13 protein-coding genes are annotated in these 12340 nt (G+C 37.8%); 5 read left to right on the top strand and 8 right to left on the bottom strand.

Features of this window, described 5'->3' with window-relative positions; translation table 11 throughout:
- On the top strand, nt 1-942 hold a 942-nt coding region (locus QZ413_RS00260; protein ID WP_297074448.1), incomplete at its 5' end, for a substrate-binding domain-containing protein.
- Between the two features lie 168 nt (nt 943-1110).
- Here QZ413_RS00260 and manA read toward each other — a convergent pair.
- The 3 genes from manA to QZ413_RS00245 are packed head-to-tail and all read right to left on the bottom strand — an operon-like array spanning nt 1111 to nt 3975.
- Nucleotides 1111-2061: a mannose-6-phosphate isomerase, class I gene (gene manA, locus QZ413_RS00255; RefSeq protein ID WP_297074446.1), complete on the bottom strand. Its 951-nt coding sequence runs from the start codon at nt 2059-2061 to the stop codon at nt 1111-1113.
- A 41-nt stretch (nt 2062-2102) separates the two neighbouring features.
- Nucleotides 2103-3110 (bottom strand): serine hydrolase, encoded by a 1008-nt coding sequence (locus QZ413_RS00250; RefSeq protein ID WP_297074445.1) that lies wholly within the window; start codon nt 3108-3110, stop codon nt 2103-2105.
- 55 nt (nt 3111-3165) lie between these two features.
- Nucleotides 3166-3975, bottom strand: coding sequence for a VOC family protein (locus QZ413_RS00245; protein WP_297074444.1), 810 nt, complete (start codon nt 3973-3975; stop codon nt 3166-3168).
- A 161-nt stretch (nt 3976-4136) separates the two neighbouring features.
- On the opposite strand from QZ413_RS00245, the gene QZ413_RS00240 reads away from it, so the two are divergent.
- From QZ413_RS00240 to QZ413_RS00230, 3 genes are all read left to right on the top strand, one after another.
- The gene (locus QZ413_RS00240; protein ID WP_297074442.1) at nt 4137-4565 is read left to right on the top strand and encodes an HIT family protein; all 429 of its coding nucleotides are present in this window, start codon (nt 4137-4139) and stop codon (nt 4563-4565) included.
- Entirely contained in the window at nt 4565-4918 is a 354-nt protein-coding gene (locus tag QZ413_RS00235) for a YtxH domain-containing protein (protein WP_297074440.1), read from the top strand. The genes QZ413_RS00240 and QZ413_RS00235 overlap by 1 nt, the downstream gene beginning before the upstream one ends.
- 147 nt (nt 4919-5065) lie before the next feature.
- The gene (locus tag QZ413_RS00230; protein ID WP_297074438.1) at nt 5066-6106 is read left to right on the top strand and encodes a peptidylprolyl isomerase; all 1041 of its coding nucleotides are present in this window, start codon (nt 5066-5068) and stop codon (nt 6104-6106) included.
- A gap of 12 nt (nt 6107-6118) precedes the next feature.
- Here the strand turns inward: QZ413_RS00230 and QZ413_RS00225 are convergent, their stop codons facing one another.
- The 4 genes from QZ413_RS00225 to QZ413_RS00210 all read right to left on the bottom strand — a co-directional run bounded on the left by QZ413_RS00225 (nt 6119) and on the right by QZ413_RS00210 (nt 11546).
- Complete coding sequence (locus tag QZ413_RS00225) at nt 6119-7081, bottom strand: 3'-5' exoribonuclease YhaM family protein (RefSeq protein ID WP_297074437.1); 963 nt, start codon at nt 7079-7081, stop codon at nt 6119-6121.
- Between the two features lie 24 nt (nt 7082-7105).
- Complete coding sequence (locus QZ413_RS00220; protein WP_297074436.1) at nt 7106-9766, bottom strand: AAA family ATPase; 2661 nt, start codon at nt 9764-9766, stop codon at nt 7106-7108.
- Between the two features lie 2 nt (nt 9767-9768).
- Nucleotides 9769-10956, bottom strand: coding sequence for a DNA repair exonuclease (locus tag QZ413_RS00215; RefSeq protein ID WP_297074434.1), 1188 nt, complete (start codon nt 10954-10956; stop codon nt 9769-9771).
- A 245-nt stretch (nt 10957-11201) separates the two neighbouring features.
- Nucleotides 11202-11546 carry a YlbF family regulator gene (locus tag QZ413_RS00210; RefSeq protein ID WP_297074432.1) on the bottom strand — a complete coding sequence of 115 codons (345 nt, stop codon included), beginning with the start codon at nt 11544-11546 and terminating at the stop codon, nt 11202-11204.
- Nucleotides 11547-11684: 138 nt separating this feature from the next.
- On the opposite strand from QZ413_RS00210, the gene QZ413_RS00205 reads away from it, so the two are divergent.
- A complete protein-coding gene (locus QZ413_RS00205) occupies nt 11685-11879 on the top strand; it encodes a hypothetical protein (protein ID WP_297074430.1) in 195 nt (64 codons plus the stop codon).
- A 157-nt stretch (nt 11880-12036) separates the two neighbouring features.
- On the opposite strand, the gene QZ413_RS00200 is transcribed toward QZ413_RS00205, so the two are convergent.
- Nucleotides 12037-12340: RNA-guided endonuclease TnpB family protein (locus QZ413_RS00200; protein ID WP_297074428.1), on the bottom strand; the 304-nt coding region annotated here is incomplete at its 5' end.

Here is a 12340-nt window from a genome sequence, read left to right as displayed (position 1 = left end):
GATCATTCTAGTATTTCTGAAGAAACCAAACGCAAAGTTCGCAAAGTCATGGATGAGCTCGGTTACGTACCTAACGTTGCCGCGCGCAACCTAGGTAAACAAGTATCGAGCACTATCGGCATTATCTTACCCCCGCTAGACTCGCGCGAACGTTTAGGCAATCCGTTTTATCTTGAAACCATCGAAACGATCAATGAAGAAGCACGAAATTATCAAATGTCGGTCGCTGTCGCTTCTGCTCGCGACTTTCACACACTACTAGCAAACGTTGAACGTATGCACCGACAAAAACACGTTGATGGCTTTATTTTGACCTATTCAGATGATAAAGATCCTATCATTACCTATCTTATCGATCACCAAGTTCCTTTTGTTTTGATTGGACAACCATATGTCCATGAAAATGAAATCAGTTATGTCGATAATGATAACCAGTTACTAGGAAAACAAGCAACTGAATATCTAATTGAAAAGCAACACAAAAAAATCTTTTTTGCGACCAATACAACGCATGAAAATCTATATTTTGAACGTTTTTTTGGCTATCAAAAAGCGATGATGATGGCAGGTTTACCAACTTATCAAGCTGTTACCTTTGAACAACCTGAAGATTTTGTCGATTTTGAACAGATTCTTTCCAAACAACATCCAACAGCTTTTGTTGTGATTGATGATTTATTTGCGATTCGCTTGATGCAACTCTTAACGATGTATGGCTATCGCGTACCAGAAGATATCTCTGTGATCAGTTTCAATAATTCGATTTTTGCTACCTTGACACATCCTTACTTAACCAGTATCGATATCGATGTCGCAACCTTAGGAAAAATCGCAACACAGCAACTAATGCAACAATTACAACAAAAAGAAGCCAGTGGAATCCGTATGGTCGTCCCACATAAATTGATCCAACGAGAAACCGTCATCGCACCACAGCTCTAATCAAGAGAGCTTATGACAGAAGTAAGCCACTCTAAGAAAAAAGCCGTATCATTCCGATAATAGATTCATCTATTTCGGTAATGATACGGCTTATTTTCAAAGGAACTACTTCTAAAATACCGTTTATTTGATTTTTAAGAAGGTGACAAATTTTTGTCACTTTCTTTTTTATTCTTCTCCGGGTTCAGAAGCGATAATTTTTAACTCGCCTTGAATCGTCCAATTCGTGATTTGAGCTGGCAATAAACAACTGCTACCAGGTTTAAGTTCGTATGATTGCCCATCAACTACTAACTCACCCGCACCTTCGATCACCGTGAGTAATGTATACGGTGCTTGCTTTTCAAATGTTAAAATTCCTTTGACGTCCCACTCATAAACATTGAAAAATGCAGTTTTTAAATACGTCGTAATAGCAGAGGTCCCTTTACGCGTTTCTTTAATAGCCGGTGTTTCATAAGTAGCTGGAATGGTTGACACATCGATTGACTGTTGGATATGCAACTCACGCGTATTTCCTTGATCATCTTTACGATCATAGTCATATACACGATAAGTCGTATCAGAACTTTGTTGCGTTTCTAAAATTAAAATACCTGCACCGATCGCATGGATCGTCCCACTAGGTACAAAAAAGAAATCTCCTTTTTTAACGGGTACATGACGGAATAACGCATCCCACTTTTGCTCTTTGATCATCTGAGCAAACTCTTCTTTTGTCTGCGCATGGTGACCGTAGATGATTTCAGCACCTGGAGCGGCGTCGATAATGTACCAACATTCAGTTTTTCCAAGTTCCCCTTCATGCTCTAAACCATACGCATCATCAGGATGGACCTGAACAGAAAGCTCTTCTTCTGCATCTAAAATTTTTACTAACAAAGGAAATTCTTTTTGTTTAGGAAAATCAAATAAGGCCTTTTCACTATCCCATAATTGCGCTAGATTTTTTCCTTGATAAGGACCATTTTCTACAATACTAACACCGTGTGGATGCGCACTGATTGCCCAATCTTCACCAATTTTTTCATTAGGTAACGTAAAACCAAATACTTCTGCTAATCGATTGCCTCCCCAAATTTTCTCTTGAAAAACGGGTGTAAAAAATAACGGTTCCATTTAATCGCTCCTTTATCCATTCTGTTCCGATTATAACACGCTTACATTTGTTTTTGATCCTCTTTTTCAGATTCTTTAAGATAGGTCTGTACTAATTGATCACGTTTTTTTAAATAGGCTTGTCTATGATCATCAGGATGAACGCGATTTGACAAAAATAACCATGCACGCTGCTTCAGTGGATCAATCAAGATAAATGTCCCCGTATAGCCAGTATGGAACAACACCAAACGTTCATCGATCGTCTTTAGTTCCCACCCTAGACTACGTTTCAAATGGACTTTAGTCTGATCGTGTAATAGATCATCCAAGGTATGCTTTTTATAAAGTTTCGGTTCGTTGGCTAGAAATTCGTTGATAAATTTTAATAATGTATCATGCGTTGCAAATAACCCCGCGTGCCCTGCTTGTCCTAAAATACGTGCTTTCGGATCATGGATCTGACCTTTCAACACGGAGCCACCGCGTTTTTCTGTCGCTACAGCCAAGTGTTTCGTGATTGGCCCAAATTGGATTTTCTCCATCTCTAAAGGTGTAAACAATTCTTGCTGGAAAATTTCTGCTAAAGATAAATCGTAATAGCTTTCTAAAGCCATTCCCAACAAAATATAGCCGGTGTCGGTATAGTTTAGTTTTTTTTCTTGTAAGGGGCCTGCTTTTTGCTCTAGATATGCTGCTTGTAGTTCTGGTTTAGTCAATTGATCACGATTATTGATCCAAGTCTCGATCCCAGATGTATGCGTCAGTAATTGCCGAATCGTAACAGAAGGATCTTTAAAATTAGGGAGGATCGTACAAATCGGTTGATCTAATGTCAGTTGTTTTTGTTCAATCAATTTCAAATAAATACTAACTGTACCCACTACTTTCGTCAAAGAAGCGATATCAAAATAGTGTTCCATTGTTAGACGTTCCTTTGTTGGAACGATTGCCGCATATCCTTTGATCCTCGTGTCGTAGTGTTCATGATCAATAAATGTTGTAATATAGCCCTGATACACTCCTTCACGATAAAACTGGGCAATCAATTCTTTTGTTTGCTCAAACATACTGTTCTCCTTAAAAAAGCGACCATCCTTTACGAACGATCGCTTTAAACTATACTTATTTCTGACGTTCAAACCACCATTCGACTCCTAAAGCATCATAGATCGTTAAGATCGATTTCTTTTTGTCGATATAAAATGGCACGTTTTGTTCTTCAAAATGGGCTTCTAAAGCCAATAGGTCTTCTTGCGTTAAAATAAAACGGATAAATTCTAACCCAATGATTTCATGAGCTTCGTATTCACTTGGGTCATCTGTAACAGATGTCAATGAGACCATCGTTTCCAAAGAATCATTTTGGAAGATCATGCTATCTTGTGATGGAACAAATCCCAATTTCGTTTGTAAAAACTCTTGCTCTTTAGCTAATTCATAGACATTTAAATTAAATGGTCCAAAAAAGACAGTTGAACTCAATTTTGGTGTCACATCGATCGTCAAGGTATCGATTTGCTCAAGTGAATAGATTGGATCTAGTGCATCATCACGATAAATAAATTGGATCCCATTATCTTCAGGATCTTTACATGCGATCGTCAATGGTTCAACCGCAACTTCGATCAATTCTGTTCCATAATCACGTAAACGTTTAATTGTTGCTAAAAATTCAGCTCTCGTTGGAATTACTAAAGAAAAATGAGCCATTTTTTTGATTTGACCAACGCCTTGATCTGCCCGAGGGCTTTCTTCCAATAAAAGATACTCAGCTTTTTGATCACTGATTCCCATGATTGCAAGTGCATTCTCTTCTCCTTTTAATGCAAAACCAATAATATCACGATAAAAAGCAATCATCTTATCTCGATCTTTTACACGAATTGCCATTGAAGCAAGTGTGGCACTTGCACCCAATTGAAATTTTGCCATCTCATTACGGTCCCCTCTCAAAGTTTCTTGTTTCATTTTACTGATAAAGCACTAAACTAGCAAGTAAAAGGCTAAAACCGATGGAAAATCATTCTTGAAGTCTTCTTTTCTATTCGTTCTGTGCTAAAATTAAAAGAAAAACGTTTAGAGGAGGCTCTTTTATGGAAAACTGTATTTTTTGTAAAATCATTGCTGGTGACATTCCCAGTTATAAAGTCTACGAAGATCAAGATATCTATGCTTTTTTAGATATTACCCAAGTAACAAAGGGACATACACTAGTGATCCCCAAACAGCATGTAACCGATATTTTTGAATACGATGAAACACTAGCTGCTACGGTCTTTTCACGCATTCCAAAAATTGCAAGAGCTTTGGAAAAAGCTTTACCTGATATACAAGGTTTAAATTTAGTAAATAACAATAAAGAGCTTGCGTATCAGTCTGTCTTTCATTCACATGTTCACCTGATCCCTCGTTATCATAAAGAGGACGATTTTTCGATGCATTTTGGTAGCCATATGGAGGATTATACCGAAAAAGAATTGACGACTTTAGCGGCAAAGATTCATGAACAGGTGGCCAAATAATGAAAGATTTCGTTAAAGGTCTATTTTTTGGTGCCGGAATCGGCGGAGTAAGTGGTTTATTATTTGCTCCTAAAAAAGGGAAAGTCCTCCAAAAAGAATTACGCGAATACGTCGTCGATGCAAAAGATTATTTCGAAGAAACCAAATCAGATCTAGATGTGGTCAAAGCGCAAATCGAAACAACAAAACAAACGGTCGATCATCTCGTGCCACAAACGACCAAAGCTTTCCAAAAAGATTTGAATGCATTTGAATTTCAAATCACGCCTCGTATCGAGCGTGTCAATGAACAAGTCAGCACTTTACAGCAACACTTAGCAGAAGCAAAGGCCAAATTTGAACGTTTGAACTAGTATTTCCTAAAGAAAAGGTGACGAATTTATGAATTTTATCCGAAACCTTTTACATATTCTTTTTTTCAAAAAAATATATGGTATAGTAATATTTGTGAGAAATTGAATCGATTTATTATTATGATGACAAGGAGCGTTTTAAACCACATGAAGAAAAAATTATTATTAACAGCAGCGACAGCATTGAGCTTGTTGGTTCTAGGTGCTTGTTCAAATACAGGTAGCGAAGAAATCGCCACAATGAAAGGAAACAAAATCACTGTAGCAGACTTTTATAATGAAGCAAAAAACACTTCTGCTAACCAACAATTAGCACGTAACATGATTATCTATCAAGCATTTGAAGATAAATATGGCGATAAAGTCACTCAAAAAGAAATTGATGCAAAATACGACGAGCAAGCTAAACAATATGGGGATACTTTTGATTCTCAATTAAAAGCAGCCGGTTATACAAAAGAAAGCTACAAAAAAACAATCAAACAACAATTAGCGATGGAAGCTGGCTTAAAAGCACATATCAAATTGACAGATGCTGATTTGAAAACAGCTTGGGAATCTTTCCATCCTGAAGTAGAAGCACAAATCATCGTGGCTTCTTCAGAAGATGATGCAAAAGCTATCAAAGAAGAAGTAAGCAAAGATGGTGCTGATTTTGCAAAAATCGCAAAAGAAAAATCAGTGGATACAACAACTAAAGACGATGGTGGTACAGTAAAATTTGATTCTACTTCAACTACAATTCCTGCTGAAGTTCAAGAAGCCGCTTGGAAATTAAAAGATGGTGAAATCTCTGATCCAATCGCTGTAACCAATACATCAACCTATACACAAAGCTTCTATATCGTAAAAATGGTGAAAACTTCATCTAAAGGAAATGATATGGACAAATACAAAGATCAACTAAAAGAAATCGCTGAAGAAACTAAACTAAACGATTCTGACTTTACAACAAAAGTAATCGGTGAAGTCCTAAAAGATCAAAATGTGAAAATCAAAGACTCAGCATTTAGCTCTGTATTAGAAACATTTATCGATGCAGCAGATAAAAAAACTTCAAGTTCTGACTCTGCAACTTCTAGTTCAGCAGCAACCTCTAGCTCAGCAGCAACTTCAACTTCAACTGCAACATCTAGTTCAACTGCGACTTCTAGTACTGAAGAAGCAACAACTTCTTCAAGCAAATAAAAAACAAGGACATCAATCGATGTCCTTGTTTTTTTGTGTTGTTGGAATATAAAAGCGACGTTTATCTAATCCAAAAATACTAGACGTATAATTTCCTGGATCTGTTTGCCCTTTAGCTGTCAGTAGCATTTGCATCGTAGCATCTAAATTATCGATTTGATGTAAGACTTCTGCTTCGATCAGTTTAGGACGAACCGGTGAGCCATATTCTAATAATCCATGATGAGACAATACCATATGACGCAATAATAAAACATCTTCGGTTGCCGGATCGATCGATAATGCGATACAAGCTTTTGTGATCTCTTCGTCGACTAATACCAAATGCCCAATCAAATTACCAGCAAGTGTGTATTCAGTAGCAACAGCGCCACTTAATTCGATCACCTTACCTAAATCATGTAACAAGACCCCAGCATATAATAATGATTCATCCAAATCAGGATATTCTTTTGCAATCGCTTTGGCTAAACGTAGCATCGTCATCGTATGATACGCTAATCCACCATTGAACGCATGATGATTCACTTTTGCTGCTGGAAAAGTGAAAAACTCTTGATGGTATTGTGTAAATAAGTAGCGAACAATTCGATTCCAAGCAGGTGTAGTAATCTCAAAAAAGGTTTGACTAATATATGCTTCCATATCTTCTTTTGTTACTGGTGGTCGATCCATAAATAAACTTGGATCATTTGGTTCATCCGTCTTCGTCAATCTCAGATGAATGATCTTAACTTGAGGGTTTCCTTGATAGACTTCTCGTTTGCCATCTAAGCAAACAACTTTTCCGGCTTCAAATTTGGTAATTTCTTCTTCCGAAGCATCCCAGAACTTCCCATCAATCGCTCCACTTTCATCTTGGAAAGTAAACGCAATAAATTTTTTACCATTCTTTGCGACTCGGACATCTGCTTGCTTGATCAATACGAATAATTGGAACGTTTCATCAACTGCTAGTTCTCTTAATTTTTTCATCAACACGCTTCACTTAGAAGCTCGTCACATCCCTTCTGTGAGCATAAACACTGCTTGTTGCTCCTCTTGATAATAGCTTACCATTTCTCGGTCAGAAGACAAACAAATGACTTGGTTTTCACGGCCAAAATAAGCTAAAAGTTTAGCTAAATGGTATTTACGCTTGTGATCATAATGTAGCCAGCCATCATCGATGATTACTGGACTATGGCTAGCAGTTTGCATCGCCAAATAAGCAAATCGAAATGCCATGATCAATTGGTCTTTGGTTCCTGTCGATAACTGGTAAATGTCGTATTGTTCAACATGATCACGAACCAAGACACTTCCTTCATGAAATAAAACTTGTTGATAACGTCCATCCGTTAATAACGTGAAATACTCGGACACTTTTTGCATCAAGTGTGGAAACTGTTCATCAGATCTTGTTGTTGCAAGTTGAGTTAATAAAGCTGCATGAACTTTTTGTGCTGCCCACTGTACACTCATTTGCCGAACTTGATCTTCTAACTGCGTACGTTTTTGATACCATTCATCTAATGTACCGTCTTCTTGCAATTGCTCCAATTCTAAAGTAAGACGTTGGATCTTTGTCGTTTGTTCTTGCTGTTTTTGAGTTATTTCTAGTAGCTGCTGTTGATTTTGTGCGACTTTCATTTCCCACTGCGTTTTGGTTATCGTTTTAGGAAATAGCGGACTCAACATTGTGGCTAGTTCCTCTTGGCGTTTTTTATTTTCACGCTGGATCGTCCATTGTTTTAATAAAACAGGAATCTCGTCAACTTGTGTAATCCCTTGTTGGCTAAAATGGACGGTCGCTTCTTGTAATAGTGTTGTTTCTTGCTCGCGTAATTCTTTGATCTCTCGCGCTAATTGCATACTTGGATTTTGACTGCGTTCCAGTTTGACTTGTTGCATCTCTTCGTCAAAATCAAATAAATATTTTATTTGTTGATCCAACGAAAGTGTCGCAATTGAAAACCATGCGTAAAAGGGTTTTAAAGCACTCAGCGTTTGGGTTAATAGCGGTTCGATCTGTGCTAATTGTTCTGTGATTTGTGCATCTTGTTCAACCAGTTGTTGATAATCTGTCACAGCTTCTTGATAATGTTGTAAGATTTCCTCCCACTGAGTTTGTGGTGCTTGATTAAAAAAAGGATTCAAACGATTAAAAAGCACGCTAATGTTTTGTTTCTGTGTGTGATGCTCGGCCATCAGGGCTGCGACTTCTGCTTGACTCTTGTTGCTTTCTGTTAATTTAGCCTGCCATTGTGCCTTTAAAAGTTCTAAGGCTTGCGTATTTGGTCGCTTGCGTAGAGTCGCTATAAAAAGAATCCCAGTAAGTGCCCAGATCATAAGTGCCACCCAACTGTTCACGAAAAGAAACGCGAATCCTAAAACAATACCTAAAAGTACCAAGCCGATGTTCTTTATCGAAAGCTTAGCAGTTTCTGGCTCTAGTAAAACCAGTTGTTCTTCTAGCTGCGCGACTTCTGTTTCTACTAATTTTTGTTTTTCATGATACCAATTCAATTTTTCTTCCAAACGTACTTGTTGTTCTTGAAGTTGTTCTAGTTCACTAAGATCTTCATATACGCGTGGATCGATTGCTTGTGGTGGTGTTTTAGGTGTAAAATTCCACTGTTTTGCGTATCTTGATAATTGTACCTTGATTTCTTGTTGCTGGCTCAAACTAGACGCTTCTTGTTCAAGCGCCTTCATGATCTCTAAATACTGAGACTTCAATTGTTTGATCACAGCTTCGTGATCTAAATAAAAAAAGTAACGTTCTGAAGTTTGATCTTGCTCTATTTTGGCAATCTGATCCGTCTTAAATTGAATGGCTTGTCTTAATACTTGATATTGCTGATAAATCTGTTCGATCTGTGCTTGCTCTTTCGCCGTTAATAATGTTTTATTTTGTTGCAGTAGTTGTTGCCATTCTTCATATAAGGGCCAATTTAGGCGCTGTTGTTCCAAAATTTGCTGCGTTTGACGTAGTGTGACCGCTTCTTGTTCAAGTGTCTGCATCGTCTGTTTCATTTCGCTGAGTTGATGGTAAAGCTGTTGGACAGTTGATTCTTGTTGTTCTTTTTCTGTGATTTTTTCTTGCAAACGTTCTAAGGCCACGATTTTTTGATTTAAAGGTAAATTACGTCCTCGTGGTCGAAACAGTTGTTGACTATTGCGTTCTTCTTGTTTTACGACTTCGATCAATTGCTGACTCCCACTGATTCCTAAGGAAAGTAAAGCTTCGTGGAATTCTTGTTCTTGCAAATGATCAATTTGCGATAACTGCTCTTGTTGAAAAGTATAAATCTCTTGAAAGGTCTGTGGTGTCAAAGGTTCTAACAATTTTTCTAAGACAATCGCAACTTCTTGATCATCGATAAACACTTTTGCTTTTCCACGATCGACCTGGCGAAAGCGTTCGATTTTGATGCATTGCTTGTGAGTATTCTCAAACCACAAACGCCCCCCATAAGCTGAACCGTCTTGTGGTGTATAGTCGCGTTTTTTAGCAGATTTTTTCGTAAAGCCAAACAACATCGCATAGATAAATTGATAAAGAGTCGATTTTCCAGCTTCATTCTCACCGTAAAATAATTGGTTGTGCGCATCAAACGTCAGTGTTTTCTGGCGATAGTGACCAAAACCAGTGATTTCAACTTTTAAGATACGCATCTTTATTCCCCTTCTTTCAATTGAAATTCTGCTGCCACCTTACGATACACTTCTGTTAGCACATCCATTCGGAAGCTATCAGAAGAAACTAGACGACTTGTTTTGGTTTGCTTGCGTAAGTCTTCAATCAATGTTTCAAATACTTCCGGTTTGGATACCTGTTCAATGGCGGTTTGAATTTGTGAGGTATCGACATCAAATGTAAACGTCACCTCATCTTCTTCGAGTACTTTGATCGCATAGATCCACTGTTGTGTTTTTTTCGCATGGCGATTTAGATACGCGATTACTTCTGCTTTTTCTTGCTCTTCTAACCAGTTTTTGGGCAATTGGTTGGTATCGATCAGTTGCACTTGATATAAAGTCGGTTTTTCTTGTTCTACTGGTTGATATAATAGATCTAAAGCACTTTTTTTATCTTGAATCGCTGCAAAAGAATATTGTTTTTTTTGCCATTGGGCTGCTGCAACCTCACAAAATCGATACTGTGCGATCTGCCCTTTTTGCAACGTCACAAGGACCACACCTTGAATCTGATCTTCTTTTTGTGAATGCCCCATTGGCGTACCGGCATAAATAATCGGTGGCTGTTCCTGGAGTATCATCGGAACATGGATGTGCCCCAATGCCCAATAATCGTATCCTTTATTTTGTAATTCACCTAGTTGAAATGGTGCGTAGCGTGTACTGCCCATTTCTCCGTGGTACATTGCAATATGATAATCTTCAGTTCCACGATTGGGATACTCACGAACTTTTTTGGTATCGATCCATTGATTCGTATAACTAAATGCACTGATATAACAGTGTTCTGCATCTTTTTTAAAAATCATTGTCTGGATTTGTTCAGTAGTAAAGAGATGAACATTTTCTGGGAAATCAAACCAATAGCGTGTCGCGTCATAAAAATCGTGATTCCCAAAAGCTAAATAGACTTGAATCTGAACGTTTTTCAAGCGTTCCATTTGCTCAAAAAATAGACGTTGTGTTTTTAATGTTGGTCGATTTTGATGAAAGGTATCGCCTGCAAACAGCACAAAATCGACTGCTTCATCTATCGCTACATCAACGATATTTTTCAGCGTCTGTTCATTATATTGATAAAATTGTGCTTGTTCTTCATCGATCGCAGAGATCCCTTCAAAAGGGCGGTCAAAATGCAAATCAGCACAATGAATAAATCGAATCATACGCTTCACTCCTACTTTCCTAGTCGTTTTATTTTATCATAGGGTATCCGAAAAGTCAGTGGATAGGCGAAAGTTTGTTCGCTAAAAAGAATGATGAAAGAAGTGGAAAGTTTCAAGAAATAAGCCGAATCATTCCGAGAAAAATTTCGGTAATGATTCGGCTTATGTTTAAAAGAGCAACTTCTAAAACACCATTTAGTCGTTTTTTAAAGGGTGTGACAGAAATCTGTCACACCCCTCTTTTTTTATGCTTCTTCGTATAATTCACGAACTGGCGTCATCACGATATTGTTCATATCATTGATCAACACGCTAAATGCTTGTTCAGCTTCCATTAAATCAGCGATTGCCAATTGGCTTTGGATCGCTTGAGAAAGTTCTTGTGCTTTTGTTGCATCTTCTTCAGCCATCTCTTCGCCAGCCATCATTTTTTGTTGTAAAGTTTGTTGGAATTCTTGGAATTCCTTAAACAATGCATAAGCTTCTTCTTCTTCTTTTAGCTTTGCAAAAGCTTGTTGTAATGCTTGATATTGTTCAGTTGCGCGAATTTCGCGTTCTAATTCGTTTGCGATATCATAAATATTTGCCATGATGTCCCTCCAATAATTTTACTAGGTTCATTGTAACATTTATTGGGTTTTCTGACAAAGTAAGTCCGAGATACTTCTTAAGACTGACTAAAGATTCTTAAGAATTTGCTATACTAAAAAGAAAAGGGGGAAAAGGACATGGGTGAAAATGAACAAATGGATGATTTAGAACGAGAAATCGAACGTTTACGTTTAGAAAATGAGAATTTACGATTGAAGTTAGAATCAAATCAAGGGAATCGTGCTTGGATCTGGGCATTGATCCCGATTACCGCGATTGTTGTTGGTGGCTTTTCAGAGATTTGGACCAAAATTATCGATGTCTTCTTTTAAGTGAACTACTCCCCACTTAGCTAAACCTAGCGGTTTGTAACGCTTGAGGTGGGAGCTTCTTGGGAACAGAGCATACTTGATAGCGTATTTCTTTACTAACAGCGGTGTCTCTTATTTACCAAGCTATCCCCGTAGTTCCTACGGTTCTTGATTCTACCTAAACCAATGATCGTATTCTTAGACCTTCCCTCAAAATATTGATACTCGCATTGATATCTCGGTCGTGATGGGTATGGCAAATAGGGCAAGTCCATTCTCGAATACTGAGTGGTTTCTTACCGTCTTTGTGCCCACACTCTGAGCAGATTTGACTAGATGGAAACCACTTGTCTACTTTGATGATTTCTCGCCCGTACCAGTCAGCCTTGTATTGCAATTTAGCCACAAAACTTGACCAAGATACATCAGATATATTTTTGGCTAATTTATGATTACGCAACATACCTTTTGTGTTTAAGTTC

Source organism: uncultured Enterococcus sp. (assembly GCF_913775425.1).
GTDB lineage: Bacteria > Bacillota > Bacilli > Lactobacillales > Enterococcaceae > Enterococcus_G.
Note: the sequence above shows the minus strand (reverse complement) of the source record. Positions and strands in the feature narration are given on the sequence as shown.